Genomic DNA, 20,132 nt, shown 5'->3' with positions numbered 1-20,132 from the left:
ATCCTTACTTCTGTTGATGTGGGTCGAAGGCATCACGTACTGCTTCACCAACGAAGACAAGTAACGTCAACATCAGTGAAAGCACGACGAAAGCTGAAATGCCAAGCCAAGGCGCTTGCAAGTTAGCTTTACCTTGCGCCAATAGCTCACCTAATGAAGGCGAACCCGCAGGAAGACCAAAGCCCAAGAAATCTAACGAAGTTAACGTGGTCACCGATCCAGAGAGAATAAATGGCATCATGGTTAACGAAGCAACCATCGCATTGGGCAACATGTGACGAAGCATAATACGTTTATCATCAACACCCATGGCTTGCGCGGCTCGTACGTAATCAAAGTTTCTACAGCGTAAGAATTCAGCTCGAACAATCCCAACCAAACTCATCCAACTGAATAGCACCATAATTCCAAGCAGCCACCAGAAGTTCGGCTCTATAAAACTCGACAGAATGATCAACAAGAATAAGGTCGGCATACCAGACCACACCTCAATGAAGCGCTGCCCGAATAGATCAACCCAGCCACCGTAGTACCCTTGTGTTGCACCGACAACCACACCTATCACGCTCGACACAATCGTCAGAATAAAACCAAACAAAACAGAGATACGGAACCCATAAATGATGCGAGCCAATACGTCTCGCCCTTTATCATCAGTTCCGAGCCAATTCACTGAATCAGGTTCCGAAGGCACAGCGCCTGAAATATCGAAATTTATCGTGTCGTAGCTAAAGGGAATGATTGGCCACACGATATAACCACTGTCTTCAATGAGTTCGATAACATACGGGTCTTTGTAGTCGGCCTCGGTTTCAAACTCACCACCAAATTCCGTCTCGGCGTATTCATTGATGACGGGCACAAACCACTGATTATCATACGAAACCAATAATGGTTTATCGTTGGCAATGATCTCAGCGAACAAGCTCAATCCAAACAATATGGTAAATATCCAAAGGGAGATAAAACCACGCTTGTTTGCTTTAAAACGTAACCAACGAGCTTCAGCTAAAGGGTTGTTAAACATTTATTATCAATACCTTGTTATTCATTCGCCATTAACGCGCTTCAAAATCAATTCGAGGATCAACCCAGGTATAAGTCAGGTCGGAGATAATGCTCAGCACCAAGCCAAGTAAGGTCATAATATACAAAGAGCTAAATACCACTGGGTAATCACGTTGAATAGTGGACTCAAAGCCAAGCAGACCAATGCCTTCGAGTGAAAACATTACCTCAATCAACATAGAACCCGTGAAGAAAATACTAATAAATGCGCTCGGGAAACCGGCAATAATAATCAACATCGCGTTACGGAAAACGTGCTTGTAGAGAATGCTGCTCTCGTCCAAACCTTTCGCTCTCGCGGTCACCACATATTGCTTATTGATTTCATCAAGGAAGGAGTTTTTGGTCAGCATGCTGAGCGTGGCGAAGCCGCCGATGACCATGGCGAAAATAGGCAACGCTAAGTGCCAGAAGTAGTCGCCAATTTGCTGATACCAGTTAAGCTGGTCGAAGTTACTCGAGACTAACCCGCGCAATGGGAACCAACTGAAGTAGTTACCACTCGCGAATAAGATAATCAGAATAATCGCAAACAAGAATCCCGGCACCGCATAACCAACAATCACCACCGCACTCGACCAAATATCAAAGCGCGAGCCGTGATGTATCGCCTTCATGATGCCTAAGGGTATCGAAATCACATAGATGATTAACGTACTCCACAACCCTAAGGAAATGGAGACAGGTAAACGCTCAATGATCAAATCAATCACGTTTCCGCCCTTAAACAGGCTTTCACCAAAGTTAAAGGTCGCGTAGTTTTTCAACATATCAAAGTAGCGAACGTGAATCGGCTTATCAAAACCAAACTGCTTTTTGATCTCTTCAACCACTTCAGGATCAAGCCCGCGTGAGCCTTTATAGCCACTGGCAGACGCTTGATCACTTTCACTTAAATCAACTTCTTGTCCACCACCAGAAAAACGCTCCATAATGCCAGAGTTATGCCCTTCTAATTGAGCAACAGCTTGCTCTACCGGGCCTCCAGGCGCTATCTGGATGATGAAAAAGTTGATGGTGATGATCGCCCACAGCGTGGGGATCACCAACAATAAACGTCGAAATATATACGCGGCCATGCTAACTAACTCCTAGCGACGTTTTTCAGGAAGCAAAGCCGCCTTCTCTTCTGAAATCCACCATGTATCGATACCTAAATCGTATTTAGGCAATACATCTGGACGCTCAAACTTGTCCCACATTGCTACGCGATACTCGCCAACGTGCCATTGCGGGATGTTGTAGAAATTCCACTGCAATACTCGGTCTAGTGAACGACCTAGTGTAAGAAGCTTTTCAGGGTGCTGTTGGTTACGCGCAATTTCTTCTGTTAACGCGTCAACCACTGGATCGATAACACCTGCAGTATTGTAAGTAGAATCAATGTAGTTAGAGTTCCAAACGATCATTAAGTTCGGGCTAGGATAAGGGTTTGCGGAAAATGACGACGAAACCATGTCGAAATCACGATCACGCAAGCGCTTGATGTATTGAGTGGTATCGATGGTACGGATCTTCATCTCAATACCCATGCGCTTAAGGTTCTTTTGAACCGGCGTTGCGATACGTTCCGTGGTTGGGCTGTAAATCAACAACTCAAATGACATCGGCTTGCCAGTCTTTTCGTTGGTCATGACTTTGTCTTTCAGCACCCAACCCGCTTCTTTCAACAATTTGAAAGCGGTACGCATTTGGCTACGAATACGACCGCTACCATCGGTGACGGGTGGTTGGAATTCTTCGGTGAAAACTCGCGGTGGAATCTGATCTTTGTATTGAGACAACAACTCGACTTCAGCTTCGCTTGGTAAGCCTTTCGCTTCGTAGTCGGTATTTTGGAAGTAGCTACGAGTACGCTTGTACTGACCATAGAACATGTTCTTGTTCATCCACTCAAAGTCCATCGCATAGGTTAACGCTTCACGCACTTTAGGATCCGAGAACACAGGTGATTGAATGTTGAAGACGAAACCTTGAGTCGTTTCAGGCTTCTCGTGGTTGATCTCTTCTTTAATGATGTAGCCTTTATCGAAGTTCGCGCCCGTATAAGAGTTAGCCCAGAACTTAGCCGAATTCTCGGTTCGAAGATCGAACTCCCCTGCTTTGAACGCTTCCAACATTACCGTGTCGTCACGGTAGTAATCGTATTGCACCTGCTTGAAGTTATTGCGGCCAACGTTAACTGGTAGGTCTGCTGCCCAGTAGTTTTCATCTAGACCATAGGTAACACTTTGGCCTGATTTGTAGCTGATGATCTTATAAGGACCACTACCGACTGGTGGCTCACTTAGAGGCTCAGACAGCTTTCTGTCTTTCCAGAAATGTTTCGGCAATACACGAGTGCTTTGCGCGAAGCTAAACAGTTTTTCGCGGTTTGGACTGTTCATTTCAATACGAACAACCAAATCAGAGACCGCTTTTACTGACTTAATCTCTTTGTAATACACACGATACTGAGGCACGCCCTCGGTTGAGAACTTGTCAAAAGTAAAGGCAACATCATGCGCAGTGATAGGCTCGCCATCTTGGAATTTAGCATTTGGGTTGATGTCGATTTCCATCCAAGTGAAATCACTGGAGTAGCGAACCTTTGAAGCGATCAATGGATAGTACGCATCAATCTCGTCACTCGGAGAAAACATCAAGGTATCGTAAATCTCTCCGGTATAACTTGCAGCAACGCCGCGGGAACCGAATCGATTAAAGCTATCGTACGTACCTATGCTGCCATAGGTCACTTTGCCCTGCTTTGGCGCATCAGGATTAACGTAATCGAAGTGAGTGAAATCGGCTGGATATTTTGCTTCACCAAAACCAACCAGTTGTGTGGTTTCAATAACGGTGACAGCAGGAGTTGATTGGGTTTCAGAAGCGTAAGTAACGGAGGGTTGTAAAGCAATAAGCGGCAACATGATTGCACATGACTTCAAATTAAACCTGAAAAACTGAGTGCGTTGCGAGGCTTTGCGTCGAAAAACTGTTCCCATTTGACTCTCCCTTCAAATGTCATGAATTCTATATTCAAGTTGATTTATCGGCTTTGAATGCATGCCGTTAAATCAAGTATAGGTTCAAATCTAACATCATGTAATAACTAATAAAACCATCAGCACTCTATCTCTGACGGTTTATTTACAAATTACTCGTCACCACTCGAAGTTATTGGATGCAGTGAGCTTTGATTGCTTAGCCTGAATGACACGAGCCTCAACGGCTAAGATTCCTTTGGTTGGCTTCTAAAGTGAAATTTAGGCTCTAAATAATCAACAAACTATACTTTTACTGGAGTATCCTTGCAGCCTAGGTCTAAATGGAATGACACTTTGAACAAACCAAACCAAATAACATTCGCAACGTTCAACCTTCTGAACTATCTCGAGCCACCGAATGCTTATTATGATTTTGAGAACATCTACAGCTTCGAAGAATGGCAGAAGAAGCAACATTGGATGGCTGAAGCGATTCGCTCATTAGATTGCGATGTGATTGGCTTCCAAGAGATATTTAGCCCGCAATCTTTAGAGCTATTGATGAACGAGCTAGGTTATCCATACTTTGCAGTGGTCGATAGCGCCAACGTTGAAGATGATTACCTATACACCTCACCAGTCGTTGGGATCGCTTCCCGTTACCCGATTGAAAACGTGCAGCCTGTTACGCCAGATTCGAAGTTACTGAAAGCATTCAACCTTGACGACAAATTCTCATTCAACAGAACGCCTGTTCACGCGACGATTACGTTACCCCATTTAGGTTCAACCGACTGTTATGTGGTGCACTTCAAATCACAACGTCCGACAGAGCCAAAAGCAGAATCTGTCGATGCGGACAACACTCAGCAAGGTGCAAAACCACAAAGTGACACGCTCACTCGTTTTCACCAAGAACAGCTTGGCTCTTGGCTATCAAGTGTCCAACGCGGTCTAGAAGCTCAGATGCTGCATCAATACATCACCAACCAACGCTACCAAACCGAGCAACCTGTTGTGTTGATGGGTGACTTTAATAAGCCACTGTTTAATGATGAGTTTAAAGGGCTGTTGAATTACTCAATCAACCGAGACGAAAACAGCAAGCATTGGCTATCCCACTTTCGCTTGAAAGACAGCTGGGATCTTTACCATCAACTGCATGAAGAAGACTTGCTTGAACAGCGAAAGCCAACCCATTACTACGGCGCTTCTGGATCTGTACTGGACTACATTTTGATGTCGAACGAGTTTGATTGTCAGAACTCTTCAAGCTTAATGGAGATCTCTAGCTACACAGTGTTAGACCATCACCTGATTAATCCTAGTTTTGAACACGACCAATTCAGTACCGACCATGCCATCGTGTCTGTCACCGCTCATATTCGTGAAGCCTAGAGTTAAACATAAAAAAGCCGCAGTCAAAAACTGCGGCCTTCCACTTTAGTTAAACGGGTTGAGCCAACCGACGCCCCATTTAGAAACCGATTTACCGTTTAGCAAAGTGTGAAACTTAGAATGTGTACATTGCGCCTAAGTAGAAAGAGTCCAGAACAACAGTATCTTCTGTCTTGTGTCCGTTTTCGTAATCTTCGATATCAAAAGCATCGGCTTCGTATGCTAAGCGAAAGCTCAACGAAGACATTGTAGGTGGCGTGTATTCAACACCAACACCCATACGGATGCCATCTCCCGAATCATCAAAACCATCTCCTGACGGGCGAGAGCCATCAGCAAGCTTCATGTCTAGATCAATAGCCGACAGACCGATAGTGCCAAATGGACGAATGCCATTATCAAACGTGTAACCGAGGTTCGCCGTTACCGAAAAGATTTGAGGTGTCCAAGTGAAAACCTTATTACCAGATTTCGTTTTCAGGGCTATATCACCAAAATCTGTGTATTGAGCTTCAACCGATACAATACGGTTAAATTTGTAACCAGCAATTAATCGGTAAGTATTGTCTTCGGCTTTAAAAGTAATAGGCTCACTGATCGTGTCAGTTAACCCGCCCACTTCGACCATTAGCACACTTAAATAATTACCCGCTCCAACAGCAGGCCAATTTGCTCAATCTCCACAATTTAGAATAAGACGAACAGAAAACACGATGAACCACACAATAGACTTCAACGGCTTAATCATTGATATCGACGCTCGAACGATTACCAACCAGCAAGGAAACAAAATCACTTTGCGCCCTCGCCTATTAGCAGTGCTCTGCTTGTTATTGGAAAATGTGGGAAGACCGATTTCAAGAGAGCATATTGTTGATGTGTGTTGGGACGGACAACTCTCGTCACCACATGTTCTTGCAAACGTAGTCTATAACCTACGCAATGTGTTCGCGCGATTAAGAGCATCCAACGTCCAGATCATTACCATTAGTAAGTTCGGATATGCGCTATCGATTGAACCCACGTAAAAGGATTTATGCAATCAATGGCGGTGACTAAGATCACCAAAAAACGCCCCATCGAAACGTTTCGATGATCATTATCACACTCTAAAACAATCAAACGTGCAAATGATAAATCAGACACTATTATCACTATCGAAACGTTTCGATGGCTTTTCTTGAGTTGTTCTCAACCCATCAAGCGTTATTTTTCGATAGGTCGTGATATGAAAAAAAGTACTCTAATAAACTCTGAACTCTCTTACCTAGTGGCGACTCTTGGCCACACAGATGAAATCACGATTTGTGACGCGGGCTTACCAATTCCAGACCACGTAACTCGTATTGATCTTGCTTTAACTCACGGTGTCCCAAGCTTTCAGCAAACGGTAAAAACCATGCTGGATGAATCTCAAATCGAAGGTGTTGTGATTGCAGAAGAGTTTGCGAAAGTAAGCCCAGAGCACCACGCTGCGCTGATTGATTTAATCAAGACAGAAGAAGCGCGTTGTGGCAAATCGCTTTCTATTACTTACATCACTCATGAAGAATTCAAACAGCGTACGCATGAAAGCCGCGCGGTAATTCGCACCGGTGAGTGCACACCATACGCAAATGTTATTTTCCAAGCTGGCGTAACCTTTTAGCTCAAGCAAAACGCAACGACAGCTCAGTGACATCACTGAACCAAAACAATACATAGACAGAACAATCAAATACAACTGGCCCCGAGTAAAGGAACCGACATGACTCAAGCCATTTTAGAACTTAGCTCAATTGAGAAAGCCTTCCCTGGTGTGAAAGCACTGGATAAGGCAAGCCTCAACGTTTATCCAGGACGCGTAATGGCGTTAATGGGTGAAAACGGTGCGGGTAAATCAACGCTTATGAAAGTGCTGACAGGCATCTACCACTTGGACGGCGGCACTATTGCCTACCAAGGAAAACCTGCTGCATTTAAAGGGCCACGTGATTCTCAACAAGCAGGCATTAGCATCATTCACCAAGAGCTGAATCTAATCCCTGAATTGACCATCGCCGAGAACATCTTCTTAGGTCGTGAAATCACGGGCACCATGGGTCGCATCTTGTGGAACGAGATGTACCAAGAAGCAGACAAGTTACTTAAACGCCTTAACGTGAAACACAGCTCGAAAACACCATTAGGTCAGTTGAGCCTTGGTGAGCAGCAAATGGTAGAGATAGCGAAAGCCCTATCGTTTGAATCTAAGGTCATCATCATGGATGAACCAACCGATGCGCTAACCGATACCGAGACTGAATCTCTGTTTAAGGTGATTAACGAACTGCGCGATGAAGGCTGTGGCATTGTTTACATCTCTCACCGTTTGAAAGAGATCTTCGAGATCTGTGACGACATCACAGTGCTTCGTGACGGTAAGTTCATTGGTCAGTGTGAAGTAAAAGACACCGACGAAGATGGCCTAATCGAAATGATGGTTGGCCGTAAGCTAGACGAGCAATATCCACGTATCGGCCAGAGCCACGGTGAAACTTGTCTTGAAGTGATTGGCCTGACGGGTTCTGGTGTTCACGACGTGAGCTTTACGCTAAAACGCGGTGAAATCCTGGGTGTATCTGGCCTAATGGGCGCAGGTCGTACCGAGCTGATGAAAGTGATTTACGGTGCCCTTCCAAGTGAACGCGGCGTCATCAACCTAGAAAATAAAACCATCAACCCTGTAAGCCCGAAAGATGGTCTTGCTAATGGTATTGCTTACATCTCTGAAGACCGTAAAGGCGATGGCTTAGTTCTGGGGCTTTCTGTTAAAGAAAACATGTCTCTATGTTCACTGGATCTGCTGACTAAGAGCGGTCAAATCCAACATAAAGACGAAGTGATTGCAGTAGATGACTTCATCAAGCTATTCAACATCAAAACCCCAACTCGCGAGCAAATTATTGGCAACCTTTCTGGTGGTAACCAACAAAAAGTGGCTATTGCGAAAGGCTTGATGACCAAACCAAAAGTACTGATTCTCGACGAACCAACGCGTGGTGTCGATGTCGGTGCCAAGAAAGAGATTTACCAACTCATTAATAAATTTAAAGCCGACGGCATGAGCATTATTTTGGTCTCATCTGAAATGCCAGAAGTGTTAGGAATGAGTGACCGCATCATGGTGATGCATGAAGGCCGTGTAAGCGGTGAATTTGATGCTAAAGAAGCAAACCAAGAATTATTACTGGCGTGTGCGGTCGGTAAAAAGATCAACGAGGACGCAGCATGAGTACTAAAACCATGAGCAAAACAACTGAAGCTCCAAAGAAAAAACCGTTAATCAGCAAAGAGTGGCTGATTGATCAAAAGTCATTGATTGCTTTGCTCTTCCTGATTGTTGTCGTTTCTTTCTTAAACCCGAACTTCTTTACTGTCGACAACATCCTAAACATTCTGCGCCAAACCTCGGTTAACGCAATTATCGCTGTAGGTATGACGCTGGTTATCTTAACCGCGGGTATCGACTTGAGTGTTGGTTCTGTACTGGCGCTTTGTGGTGCGTTCGCAGCCAGCATGATTGGCATGGAAATCCCTGTGATGATCGCAGTACCAACCGCTCTTGTAGCAGGTGCAGCATTAGGTGCGATTAGTGGTGTGATTATCGCTAAGGGTAAGGTTCAAGCCTTCATCGCAACGCTTGTCACCATGACACTACTTCGCGGCGTAACCATGGTTTACACAGATGGTCGTCCTATTTCAACAGGCTTCACAGACACAGCAGACGCATTCGCTTGGTTCGGTACTGGCTACGCAATGGGTGTACCGGTTCCAGTATGGATCATGGTCGTGGTATTCGCAGCAGTATGGTACCTACTTAACCACACACGCTTTGGTCGCTACGTTTACGCACTGGGTGGCAACGAATCAGCAACTCGCCTATCAGGCATCGACGTAGACAAAGTAAAAATCGGCGTTTACGCAATCTGTGGTCTGCTAGCTGCAGTGGCAGGCATCATCGTGGCATCGCGTTTGTCATCTGCTCAACCAACCGCAGGTATGGGTTATGAATTAGACGCCATTGCAGCCGTAGTTCTTGGCGGAACAAGCTTAGCCGGCGGTCGTGGTCGCATCATGGGCACATTGATTGGTGCTCTGATTATCGGCTTCCTAAACAACGCCCTAAACCTATTAGACGTATCCTCTTACTACCAGATGATTGCAAAAGCAGTGGTTATTCTTCTGGCGGTATTGGTCGACAACAAAAACAAATAAAACCTATTCACATCCTAGGTTAATACAAGTAACACCCTGTTTTACCTTAAAATATTAGAATCTATAAATAATGTAACTACGAGCTAGGACTCACCTCCTAGCTCACCCTACACAAAGGACTTACACCATGAAAAAATTAGCGACTCTTATTTCTGCTGCTCTTCTTTCTACAACGGTATCTGTGTCTGCACAGGCGCAAGATACAATGGCAATCGTTCTGTCTACATTGAACAACCCATTCTTCGTAACCATGAAAGATGGCGCAGAAGCGAAAGCGGAAGAGCTAGGCTACAAGCTTATCGTTCTTGATTCTCAAAACGACCCAAGCAAAGAGCTGTCGAACATTGAAGATCTAACCATTCGTGGTGTTAAGGCAATCCTGATCAACCCAACAGATTCAGACGCCGTGTCTAACGCAATTCGCATGGCTAACCGTTCAAACATCCCAGTACTAACACTAGACCGTGGTGCAAGCCGTGGTGACGTAGTAAGCCACATCGCTTCTGATAACGTAATCGGTGGTGAAATGGCAGGTCACTTCATCATGGAAAAAGTGGGCGAAAAAGCGAAAGTAATCCAACTTGAAGGTATTGCTGGTACTTCTGCAGCTCGTGAACGTGGTGAAGGCTTCATGAATGCAGTAAACGGCAGCGACCTTGAGCTTCTTGCAAGCCAACCTGCTGATTTCGACCGTACTAAAGGTCTGAACGTAATGGAAAACTTGCTTGCTGCTAACCCAGATGTACAAGCAGTATTTGCTCAAAACGATGAAATGGCACTAGGTGCACTTCGCGCAGTTCAAGCGTCAGGTAAAGAAGTGATGATCGTTGGCTTTGATGGCACAGACGACGGCATCGCTGCTGTTAACCGCGGCCTACTAGGCGCTACAGTTGCACAACAACCTGACCTAATCGGTTCTCTAGGTATCGAAATGGCAGACAAAGTACTGAAAGGCGAAACAGTAGACGAGTACGTACCAGTACCTCTAAAAATCATCGCTAAGTAATCGTTACTAGGTAACGCGATATAAAGCAGGGAGTTCCCTATCTCCCTGCTTTGATTGGCTCGCTGACTCAAACAAAAGCAAACCCCGACAGTGCATCGCTGTTTCTCATTCCGCTCACAAAAGAGAGCGCACTTAACACCATGAGAAAGACCCATGCATTTTCAAATACGATATATCATAAGGCTCGTATCATGACTCAACTGATTGTTTTAGGTAGCGTTAACGCTGACCACGTACTGCAAGTTCCTTCGTTCCCTCGTCCGGGTGAAACCTTGATTGGCGGTAACTATCAGGTCATCCCTGGCGGTAAAGGCGCAAACCAAGCAGTCGCTGCTGCGCGATTAAACGCAGATATCGGCTTCATCGCCTGTGTCGGTGACGACCCATTCGGCATCAACATTCGTCAAGACTTCGCTAAAGACGGCATCAACATCGACGGTGTTATCGTGGCAGACAACACGCCAACTGGCATCGCGATGATCCAAGTATCCGCAACGGGTGAAAACAGCATCTGTCTTTCTGCAGAAGCTAATGACAAGCTGACTTGCGACCAAATCGAACCACATCTAGAGAAGATTCGCGGAGCCAAATACCTGCTAACTCAACTTGAAACGCCAATTGAAGGTATTGAGTACGCTGCGAAAGTAGCAAAAGAGAGTGGCACGCAAGTCATTCTAAACCCGGCTCCTGCTCGTCCATTATCGGATTCACTGCTTGCTTGTGTTGACGTGATTACACCGAACGAAACTGAAGCAGAAGTGCTGACAGGCATTACCGTGACGGACAACGCGTCTGCTCATCAGGCTGCGTTGGCTCTGCATGCTAAAGGCATAGAAACGGTAATGATCACGCTAGGCGCGAAAGGCGTGTGGGTGAGTCATCGCGGTCAAGGCAATGAAGCCAGCGAAGGTGAATTAATCGCAGGTTTCCGTGTTGAAGCAACAGATACAACTGCCGCAGGTGACACCTTTAACGGCGCGTTGGTGACAGGCTTGCTTGAAGATATGCCACTTGAGCGTGCGATTAAATTTGCTCATGCTGCAGCTGCTATCTCTGTGACACGCTTTGGTGCTCAAACGTCGATTCCAAGCCGTGCTGAAACCGATGCGTTTTTGGCAGAGCAACTGTCTGCTTAGTTTGATACCTATTTGAAGGCCTAACTTCTGAGCTAAACCGTGGTTAACGGATGTTAGCCTTCAAATTCGGTAACAACAAATAACAAGAATAAGCCCCTGTTTTCAGGCAGAATATCGCCCAACGTGGAAGGTTATTCCCACAAGGATTTTTTATGGCAACAATGAAAGACATCGCACGGCTCGCAAAGGTTTCGACTTCTACCGTGAGCCACGTGATCAACAAATCACGCTTTGTCAGTGAAGAGATTGCTGAGCGTGTTAACAGTGCGGCTAAAGAACTCAACTATGCGCCTTCTGCATTGGCTCGCAGCTTGAAAATGAAGCAAACCAAAACCTTGGGAATGCTAGTGACCACATCCACCAACCCATTCTTTGGCGAAGTGGTAAAAGGTGTGGAACGTCGTTGCTACGAAAAAGGCTACAACCTTATCTTGTGTAACACCGAAGGCGATAGCGAACGCATGAAATCCTCTATCGATACCTTGCTGCAAAAGCGAGTCGATGGCCTGATGCTAATGTGTTCTACCCTTGAAGGCGAACATATCGATGTATTCGAGCGCTACCCAGAACTGCCTGTTGTAGTCATGGATTGGGGCCCTATGTTGTTTGCGAGCGATAAGATCCAAGACAACTCGCACCAAGGTGGCTACATGGCAACTAAGCACTTGATAGATAACGGTCATTCTCAAATTGGTTGTATCACTGGCCCACTGCACCGTAATCAAGCTTCGTCTCGTTATCAAGGCTTCAAGCAAGCAATGGAAGAAGCCAATTTAGAGATCAACCCTAAGTGGATTGTTGAATCCAACTTTGAATGTGACGGTGGTTTTGACTCTTATCAGACATTGAAAACTCGTGGCGAAATGCCGTCTGCCTTGTTCGTCAGTAACGATATGATGGCGATGGGCGTGATTCACGCTGCGGCGCAAGATGGCACATCGATTCCGAATGATCTGTCTATCATTGGCTACGATGACATCCACCTGTCGAAGTACATGACACCCGCGTTAAGCACTGTCCACCAGCCAAAACATCGTTTAGGTAAAACCGCAGTGGATACGCTTTTGAGCAGATTACAAACTCCAGATGCTTATCCGCAAGTCGTTGAACTTGAACCTACTCTTGTTGAACGAAGCAGCGTAAAAGCGCTTTAATACTCGCCACACTCATCACACCGTTGAAAGCTAGCTTATTGAGCTAGCTTTTTTGTCTTTGAAACATAATAACGCCGCTTAATCGCCCCTAAAATGCCGTTAATATGCGAAACTTACACGCTAAAGTATGTATTTACGCACTCAGCAACTATTTGCGCACTTAACAACTAATGATCATCTACACTAACAGTGAATAACAACGACATGGAGAGCGCTGTTTTATGATCGCGGGTTGGTTTGACAATATATCCCTACAGAAAAAGCTATTAGTCAGCTTTTTGATTCCTATCGCTTTGATGCTTATCGTGGCTTTTTCTGTCCATGAAAACACCCGAACGGTTGTAAAAGACAATAATTGGGTTGTACACACACATAAAACCATCGCTCGGGCTCAAGAACTTCTCAGCTTAACAGTCGACATAGAAACGGCTGAACGTGGTTACTTGATCACGGGTGATCCTGTTTTTTTAGAACCCTACCATTTAGCTCTTGATGTATGGCCTCAAAAACTCCAAACCCTTGCGAATCAAGTGAGTGATAACCCACCTCAAGTAGAACGCCTATATAGAATCGATGATATTCATAAAACATGGCTGAAACAGTCTGGAGAGAAAGAGATCAATCAACGCAGCCTTGTCAATAAAGGCGAAGCTGAAATACAAAGTGTCATCGACCTCACTCAGCAGCAAACCGGAAAAAAATTGATTGACGAGATCCGCCAAGAGATTGCTCAATTCATTGAAATTGAACAAAAACTTATTATTACCAGGGTCGAAAAATCGGAGAACTCAGCCAATCAAACCAGCTACATATTAATCCTCGGAACACTGTTTTCCGTGTTCATATCACTCCTTGTTGCTGCGTGGGCGTCAAAGCGTATTAATCGAAGATTACACACCCTACTTGAGGCCACTAACCAAGTTGCAGCTGGCCATTTGGATCAAGGTGCTGCAACTCTGGAATTGAGTTCAAATATAAACACCCAAGACGAAATCGCTCATCTCAAACAAAGCTTTCAAAAAATGACAGACAATTTGATCAGTAATGACAGTGAAATGAAAGCGAAAACTCGGGAGCTAATCGCCGAACGAACCAAAGCTGAAGCCGCAGTAAAAGCTAAGGGCGATTTTCTGTCTACCATGAGCCACGAGATCAGAACGCCAATGAACGGCGTTCTTGGAATATCTCAAATCATTGCAAGCCAGACCCAAGAACCCGAAACAAAAGAGAACATCAACATCATTCTCGATTCTGGTCACCACTTGATGACAATACTCAACGACGTTCTCGACTTCTCAAAAGTCGAAGAAAACAAGCTTGAGCTAGATGTGGCACCCTTTAATTTTGTTCAAGTCATGCAGCCTGTATGCAGCGCTCTAAAACCCTTAGCCGATGAAAAAGGCATTCGCCTGTTGATCGAAAATAACATACCGAAAAACATCCAACTCGTCGGAGACTGTGCAAGGCTACGTCAAATCATGTTCAACTTGGGCGGCAATGCGACCAAATTCACCAAAGAGGGTCATGTGTCCATTCAAGCTGACCTCAATCGCCCCAACAATCAACTGATTCTGACCGTGACAGACACCGGAGTTGGTATCCCGAAAGATAAGCACGAACAGGTATTCAATTCGTTCGAACAAGCAGACACTTCCACAACAAGGAAGTTTGGCGGAACAGGGCTTGGCCTCGCAATCGTCAAGAACCTAGTCAACCTCATGAATGGAGAAATCACATTAACCAGTGCTGTTGGGCTTGGCACAAAATTCCAAGTCTCTCTGCCTATCACATGGCAAGAAAGCAAAGCGAAAGACATCGCAACCCATACAGTCGATGCAGAAACTCTCAGTTATGACTCGTTAAGTATCCTGTTGGTGGAAGATAACCGTATTAATGCCATTGTTGCACAGGGCTTTTGTGAAAAGCTCGGCCATCATGTCGATCATGCAGAGAACGGAAAACTAGCAATTGAACGCCTCAAAACCACTCAATATGACCTTATCTTGATGGACAATCATATGCCTGAAATGAACGGGGTCGAGACAACAAATTACATCCGCGAAAAGCTGAAACTCGATACCTTGATATTCGCTTATACGGCCGATGTATTCCGTGAGGCGCATGACAACTTCATTCAAGCCGGTGTCGACCATATTCTGACCAAGCCTCTGCAGCAAGAGAGTTTCTTCGACGCCCTACAACAGTTCTCAAGTCGATTACCGAAACAAACCGCAGCCGAAGGTTCGAGTGAGAATGAAAATATTGTCGAGCTTCATCGTAAGCCTATTGAAACGCTGAGGTTAACGGAAGAAGAGATCAGCCACTCAGAAGTGATACACATACTGAAAGACGACACGGAAGGGTTCAGCTTACTCATCGACTCAACCATTATTGAGTTCGAACAGTCGGTTGATCGTGTCATCGAATACTATTTAGATAAAGAATTAGAGCCACTTTGTCGCACCCTGCACTCCATTAAAGGCATGTCACTAAACTTAGGCCTTAACATGCTTTCTAAGCAGGCATTGGAACTAGAAGTCGAAGCCAAAAATCAACAATTGCCGGATATTGAACGACTGCAAAAGCTGCTCAATCGCCTTATGGTCAATATCCATCAAGCTCAGCGGATGAAAAACGCCCATTCAGTCGAGCATCTGAATCAAATGAACGATCAAGCTTAAGAACGCTTCGCTCCCAAGCTAAAACGCAAGGCTTAATCACCTTGCGTTTTTCGATCTTATACCGCGCTAGTCTCTGTTCTAGCGATTTAACGGTTTAACAGTTTAACAGTTTAACAGTTTAACAGAGTGGTGATTTGCTGCATCTCATCTTCAACATCAACGCCATTGTATTGCGGCGCAATCGAGAGATCTTGAATACTTACGGTTTCTACCGATTGCCTTTCGTTGAGCTGAGTCATTAACTCCCCTTTGGGTGAGTAGACTCGGCTTCCACCACAATAGGTCGCGGTAAACGCATTAACCACATCTTGCCCGACGCGATTACAAGTAACCATGTGACACCCTTCCTCCAAGGCTCTCGCTTGAGCAATGGCAAAACTATGATGCCCACCGAAGTTGGCAGGGTGAAGAATAACGTCGACCGACTGATACCCTCTCATGATCTCCGGGAACCAAATATCAAAGCAAATCGCGACACCAAACTTTAAGCCTTTGTGCTCAAACGAGAGGCGTTCCTCCCCTCTCGAGAAATACTGCTTATCGAATTTGGTTTGACTGATTTTTCTATATTTGTGTCGTAAACCGGAAGCATCCACAACCACGACGCTGTTGTAATATTAGCCGCTATCTTTCTCGGCAATACCAGCAACAATCAAGGTGTGATGCTTCGCTGCAAGCTGAGTTAATGAATCAATAGTACTGCTGTCGGCGAAGTCTTCAGCCAATTCGTGAATTTCTTCAGCCTCGTTAAAAATATACCCAGTCGTGAACAGTTCAGGCAGTAAAGTAATATCACCGACTGACGGCTCCGCTTGCAAAAGATCAGAGACCGAATCTATATTCTTTTGTTTGTTTTTGTATTCAACTTCAAGCTGAATAAGCGTGATACTGACATTATTCAAAATCGAATCCTTGCTAGGTAAAACTTCAAGCTGTAATGCTTCAAGCTGGAGACTAAGAACTAAGAACGAAAGAGTAAGGCAATCCCCTATCGCTTTCTTATTCGCCCGCCAAAGGTTGAAGCAGGTGCACAGTCCTGTACGTATTTTAAACCTGCCTACGGCGCTAATTAAGGCTCTGGTAAAACGGGAGGCGTGCTGTCCATATAGGTTAAGAAATTCACCCACACCTCATGCGTGCGCTGCTTGGTTAACGTCATCTTGCAGGAAAGCGCCATAACCCCTCGAATAGAACCTTCACGCCATTGGGTGTACACAGAATCACAATGTGCTGTCATGTACGCCTGCCAGCTCTCCTGAGCCTTCTTAATTGACGCCACCAGCTCAGCATCATAAGCATTGTGCTCAAAGCTGGCTGCAAGGTATTTATCCAGTTCCGCTTGTGCAGATTCCAACTCAATTGCCGCACAGTGATTGATCTCGATGGTATTCATCGCATTCTCGCAATCAACAACACCTTCGTAGGCCAACGCAGAGAATGAGAAGCACACCGCTATGAGTGCCGATATCAGTTTTGTCATAATCATCCTTTATGCTGCCACCACCAAAACGAATCGTGTCGTGACTTTATTTATTTAAACGTGGCTCAATATTTAGCTCATTCAGCTCATTCAGCCAGAGCAAATAACAATAAAATTTATCAGGATATAAGCATTTGTTATCCGCATAAATCATCAAAAATGACGCCTCGCCAACTCAAATAAATGAGATAACGCTCAGATTTTGCTGGTAAAACTAGAAAACATATTATTTATATCAATAATTCGTGCCTGCATTCACACTATTAATTATTTATATTGCTACCTAAACGCTAACTTTATAAATTAAATCGAATGCTCACATAAATCGGTAACGCTTCTCCAACTATGGATATCAAGTACCAAAACATTGCCAAGACTTCATTTTACTTTGCCATCTCTTTCTTTTTTTCCATGGCAATGCTCATTCCTTTTACACCGTATCACTACCAAACATTAACCGAAGACACATCAAGGTTAGTCGAAACTAGGTTAGAAAGGATCCAATCAAGGTTCGACCGTTTTTTATCTGAAGTTAGACCTGAACAGTCTTGCGACGCGATCGTTAGACAGCTTCGACAAAACGTTTTTGAAGCCGATTGGGTAAAAGAAGCAGCGGTATTCAATAAACAGAACCGATTTTACTGTTCAACCACCGATGGTGACGTTTCATTTCGCCTATACAGCACCATCAGGCAGCGACTCAATGACGACCCGAATTTAACAACCCTGTCGTATTCCAACTCGGCCATCACGCAAGTTCAGTCCATCATGCTCATTTTCTCGAACAAAGAAGATGCCGGAGTGAGCCTGATGATTCCGCCACACTTCATCTATGACCTTGTTGAAACAAACCTGAGCAGCCATGGAATACAGGCCAAAGTTGAAGTGATCAAAAGAGATATCCACCCTACCGATATTGACTCATCAATCGCCAAGGTGCGGATACAATCAAACACCTACCCGTTGACCATCACCTCATACATTGGGTATCAGTTTTATCTTCACTTCATGTTGAGCTATTTATGGTTTGGCTTTTTGATAGCCGGAATCACCACCATAATTCTCCTTTCCATCAAACATAAGAAGCAGAGCCAACGTAGCTTAGAGTATTCGCTTTCAAGTGCGCTAAAAAACCAACACCTTCATGTTCACATGCAGCCTATCGTTAACCAAAATACCAACGAGATCGTCGGCTGTGAGTCACTATTACGATGGAACGATCCAATTGAAGGTAACGTCTCCCCGGCTATTTTCATTCCGCTTGCTGAAAGCTTAGGCTTGATTGAGGAGCTCACCTACTTCGTGCTGCGCAAAGTATTAATGACGTTGAAAAGCAATCAAGACGTGTTCGAATCAAAGTACATCAGCGTCAACATCAGCCGCAACGTTGTGTCCAACAGTAACTTCTCTAACAAGGTGATCAGCATCTTTAAAAGACACCCTGAGATCCTCAAGCAGGTGGTATTTGAAGTAACCGAAGATGGTGAATGTTCTGATGCCGATATGGTCAAAATTAGGGACAACCTAACCAAGCTTGCGAACATGGGAGTAAGAGTTGCGATTGATGATTTTGGTACAGGCTACGCAGGGTTAGATTTCGTAAGACAGTTCCCGTTCAGCATTCTCAAAATCGATCGCGTGTTTGTGAAAAACATATCCGACGAATCCAGCTTTGGTCTCCCTTTGCTAGAGTCCATGCTTCAACTATCACGCTCCTTAGGCATGCAAGTCATCGTCGAAGGTGTCGAGTATGAATCCCAAGTGAAAATCTTATCTAAGCTCGGTGTCGACTATATCCAAGGCTTCTATTTTTATAAGCCGATGCCGATAAACCTGACTGTCAGCTTACTCAGGCAGCAGCATTTTGAGTCCGATAACGTTGAGGAACAAACCAACCAGACATTTCCTGTTACATAAGCCACTGAAAAACTGCGAAAGAAAACGCGAAGGCTATGGGTCTCCTTTGATGAACATTTAAATCATCGCATCATTGAATGCATCACAAGGGATATCATGGAAAAGACACTTCAAACCAAACTGGCGACTAGCCTACTACTGCTGAGAATCGGCATTTTTATCGTCTTCTTATTCTGGGGCTTGGATAAGATCCTTGTCCCTGAGCACGCAACAAAAGTACTGTCTGGCTTTTACGGCATCGACATCTCGAACAATGCGATGATGGCTCTGGGTGTCGCGCAGCTCGGATTTTTAGGCGCATTCGTTGTAGGCATGTGGAAAAAGTACACCTACGGAGCCATTTTAGTCCTTCATGCAGGCTCAACCTTTTCCTCTTTTGGAAAATACATGGACCCGTTCAACAACCTACTGTTCTTCGCCTCTTGGCCAATGCTCGCAGCCTGTATCGCAATCTTCTTACTTCGCAATTACGACACTTACAGCGTGTCCAACTAACACAAAGGGCGCCGTTATTGGCGCCCTGTTTGGTTGGGTTGAATCTTATCAACCTAAAATACTCTGTTAGCTGTATGACCCTATTTTACATTTCTATAAGTTACTAGAAACCCTGTCAAACCTATTGAGAGAGCAGTAATACATACTCCCCTCAGTATTGCATCATTGAGATAAGCTGAGTAGAAAAGCATTGCAATAAATGCACTACATGACACCAAAAAAGGTGCAATTGAACGATGGGTAAAACGTGAAGTATCAACCACACTATAACGATCTAAAACCAAATCCAAGAGCAAGAGCATGTGCATAACAAACAAAACATTTAGTACTGGAAGTACCCAGTAAAACCAACTATCTACAGGAAAGCTAAATAGTTGAACAAAGGTAAGGTGAGCCAATATAGAAAACAAAATACTTTTCCAACCATTCGAACTACTTTGTACTCTAATGCGGTATGTTCGTCGGGCGACAGAAGCAAGTGGTTTGGCTGAAGAAACCCAAATAGCCAACCAAACTATAAGTAATACCATGGTTCAAGAGCCTCTAAATTAAGGTTTACGCAGCTATTCTGAATTAGATATCTAGAACTATT

The 20,132-nt window shown here is 44.6% G+C and carries 17 protein-coding genes and 1 pseudogene; 11 read left to right on the top strand and 7 right to left on the bottom strand.

Translation table 11 applies throughout. The features are described 5' to 3' along the window. Window positions 1–4: 4 nt before the first annotated feature. The 3 genes from AB4585_RS11610 to AB4585_RS11600 are packed head-to-tail and all read right to left on the bottom strand — an operon-like array spanning window position 5 to window position 4,055. Window positions 5–1,027, bottom strand: a complete 1,023-nt coding sequence (locus tag AB4585_RS11610) for an ABC transporter permease (RefSeq protein WP_048608646.1) — start codon at window positions 1,025–1,027, stop codon at window positions 5–7. Between the two features lie 31 nt (window positions 1,028–1,058). Next, window positions 1,059–2,147 carry a microcin C ABC transporter permease YejB gene (locus AB4585_RS11605; RefSeq protein WP_004730359.1) on the bottom strand — a complete coding sequence of 363 codons (1,089 nt, stop codon included), beginning with the start codon at window positions 2,145–2,147 and terminating at the stop codon, window positions 1,059–1,061. A 12-nt stretch (window positions 2,148–2,159) separates the two neighbouring features. Beyond that, window positions 2,160–4,055 carry an extracellular solute-binding protein gene (locus AB4585_RS11600; RefSeq protein WP_017068488.1) on the bottom strand — a complete coding sequence of 632 codons (1,896 nt, stop codon included), beginning with the start codon at window positions 4,053–4,055 and terminating at the stop codon, window positions 2,160–2,162. 336 nt (window positions 4,056–4,391) lie between these two features. Here AB4585_RS11600 and AB4585_RS11595 point away from each other — a divergent pair, with 336 nt between their 5' ends. Beyond that, window positions 4,392–5,435 (top strand): endonuclease/exonuclease/phosphatase family protein, encoded by a 1,044-nt coding sequence (locus tag AB4585_RS11595; RefSeq protein ID WP_372073216.1) that lies wholly within the window; start codon window positions 4,392–4,394, stop codon window positions 5,433–5,435. Between the two features lie 115 nt (window positions 5,436–5,550). On the opposite strand, the gene AB4585_RS11590 is transcribed toward AB4585_RS11595, so the two are convergent. Next, entirely contained in the window at window positions 5,551–6,063 is a 513-nt protein-coding gene (locus tag AB4585_RS11590) for an outer membrane protein (RefSeq protein ID WP_372169869.1), read from the bottom strand. A gap of 85 nt (window positions 6,064–6,148) precedes the next feature. Between AB4585_RS11590 and AB4585_RS11585 the strand changes: the two genes are divergently transcribed. The 8 genes from AB4585_RS11585 to AB4585_RS11550 all read left to right on the top strand — a co-directional run bounded on the left by AB4585_RS11585 (window position 6,149) and on the right by AB4585_RS11550 (window position 15,648). Next, window positions 6,149–6,463: a winged helix-turn-helix domain-containing protein gene (locus tag AB4585_RS11585; protein WP_017060852.1), complete on the top strand. Its 315-nt coding sequence runs from the start codon at window positions 6,149–6,151 to the stop codon at window positions 6,461–6,463. 200 nt (window positions 6,464–6,663) lie between these two features. Continuing rightward, window positions 6,664–7,083, top strand: a complete 420-nt coding sequence (gene rbsD, locus AB4585_RS11580) for a D-ribose pyranase (protein WP_017060853.1) — start codon at window positions 6,664–6,666, stop codon at window positions 7,081–7,083. Window positions 7,084–7,182: 99 nt separating this feature from the next. Beyond that, window positions 7,183–8,688 (top strand): ribose ABC transporter ATP-binding protein RbsA, encoded by a 1,506-nt coding sequence (rbsA, locus tag AB4585_RS11575; protein ID WP_009844906.1) that lies wholly within the window; start codon window positions 7,183–7,185, stop codon window positions 8,686–8,688. Then, window positions 8,685–9,671 (top strand): ribose ABC transporter permease, encoded by a 987-nt coding sequence (rbsC, locus tag AB4585_RS11570; RefSeq protein WP_017060855.1) that lies wholly within the window; start codon window positions 8,685–8,687, stop codon window positions 9,669–9,671. The genes rbsA and rbsC overlap by 4 nt, the downstream gene beginning before the upstream one ends. A 127-nt stretch (window positions 9,672–9,798) precedes the next feature. Further along, the gene (gene rbsB, locus AB4585_RS11565; RefSeq protein WP_017060856.1) at window positions 9,799–10,677 is read left to right on the top strand and encodes a ribose ABC transporter substrate-binding protein RbsB; all 879 of its coding nucleotides are present in this window, start codon (window positions 9,799–9,801) and stop codon (window positions 10,675–10,677) included. Between the two features lie 191 nt (window positions 10,678–10,868). Next, window positions 10,869–11,813, top strand: coding sequence for a ribokinase (gene rbsK / locus AB4585_RS11560; protein ID WP_017064747.1), 945 nt, complete (start codon window positions 10,869–10,871; stop codon window positions 11,811–11,813). A 152-nt stretch (window positions 11,814–11,965) separates the two neighbouring features. After that, window positions 11,966–12,967 carry a substrate-binding domain-containing protein gene (locus tag AB4585_RS11555; RefSeq protein WP_017071159.1) on the top strand — a complete coding sequence of 334 codons (1,002 nt, stop codon included), beginning with the start codon at window positions 11,966–11,968 and terminating at the stop codon, window positions 12,965–12,967. Window positions 12,968–13,188: 221 nt separating this feature from the next. Next, window positions 13,189–15,648, top strand: coding sequence for a CHASE3 domain-containing protein (locus AB4585_RS11550; RefSeq protein ID WP_372169866.1), 2,460 nt, complete (start codon window positions 13,189–13,191; stop codon window positions 15,646–15,648). A 110-nt stretch (window positions 15,649–15,758) separates the two neighbouring features. Here AB4585_RS11550 and AB4585_RS11545 read toward each other — a convergent pair. Next, window positions 15,759–16,550 (bottom strand): annotated as a pseudogene (locus AB4585_RS11545) (carbon-nitrogen hydrolase family protein). 167 nt (window positions 16,551–16,717) lie between these two features. After that, window positions 16,718–17,128: a lysozyme inhibitor LprI family protein gene (locus tag AB4585_RS11540; RefSeq protein WP_017067713.1), complete on the bottom strand. Its 411-nt coding sequence runs from the start codon at window positions 17,126–17,128 to the stop codon at window positions 16,718–16,720. A 345-nt stretch (window positions 17,129–17,473) separates the two neighbouring features. On the opposite strand from AB4585_RS11540, the gene AB4585_RS11535 reads away from it, so the two are divergent. Together AB4585_RS11535 and AB4585_RS11530 are read left to right on the top strand one after the other, a co-directional pair. Continuing rightward, a complete protein-coding gene (locus AB4585_RS11535; protein WP_372169864.1) occupies window positions 17,474–19,045 on the top strand; it encodes an EAL domain-containing protein in 1,572 nt (523 codons plus the stop codon). Window positions 19,046–19,141: 96 nt separating this feature from the next. Beyond that, window positions 19,142–19,540, top strand: a complete 399-nt coding sequence (locus tag AB4585_RS11530) for a hypothetical protein (protein ID WP_017064752.1) — start codon at window positions 19,142–19,144, stop codon at window positions 19,538–19,540. 80 nt (window positions 19,541–19,620) lie between these two features. Here AB4585_RS11530 and AB4585_RS11525 read toward each other — a convergent pair whose 3' ends face one another. Next, the gene (locus AB4585_RS11525; protein WP_372169862.1) at window positions 19,621–20,070 is read right to left on the bottom strand and encodes a hypothetical protein; all 450 of its coding nucleotides are present in this window, start codon (window positions 20,068–20,070) and stop codon (window positions 19,621–19,623) included. Window positions 20,071–20,132 lie beyond the last annotated feature (62 nt).

It is taken from the genome of Vibrio sp. 10N.222.49.C9, assembly GCF_041474985.1.
In the GTDB taxonomy this organism is placed as follows: Bacteria; Pseudomonadota; Gammaproteobacteria; order Enterobacterales; family Vibrionaceae; genus Vibrio; species Vibrio crassostreae_C.
Note: the sequence above shows the minus strand (reverse complement) of the source record. Positions and strands in the feature narration are given on the sequence as shown.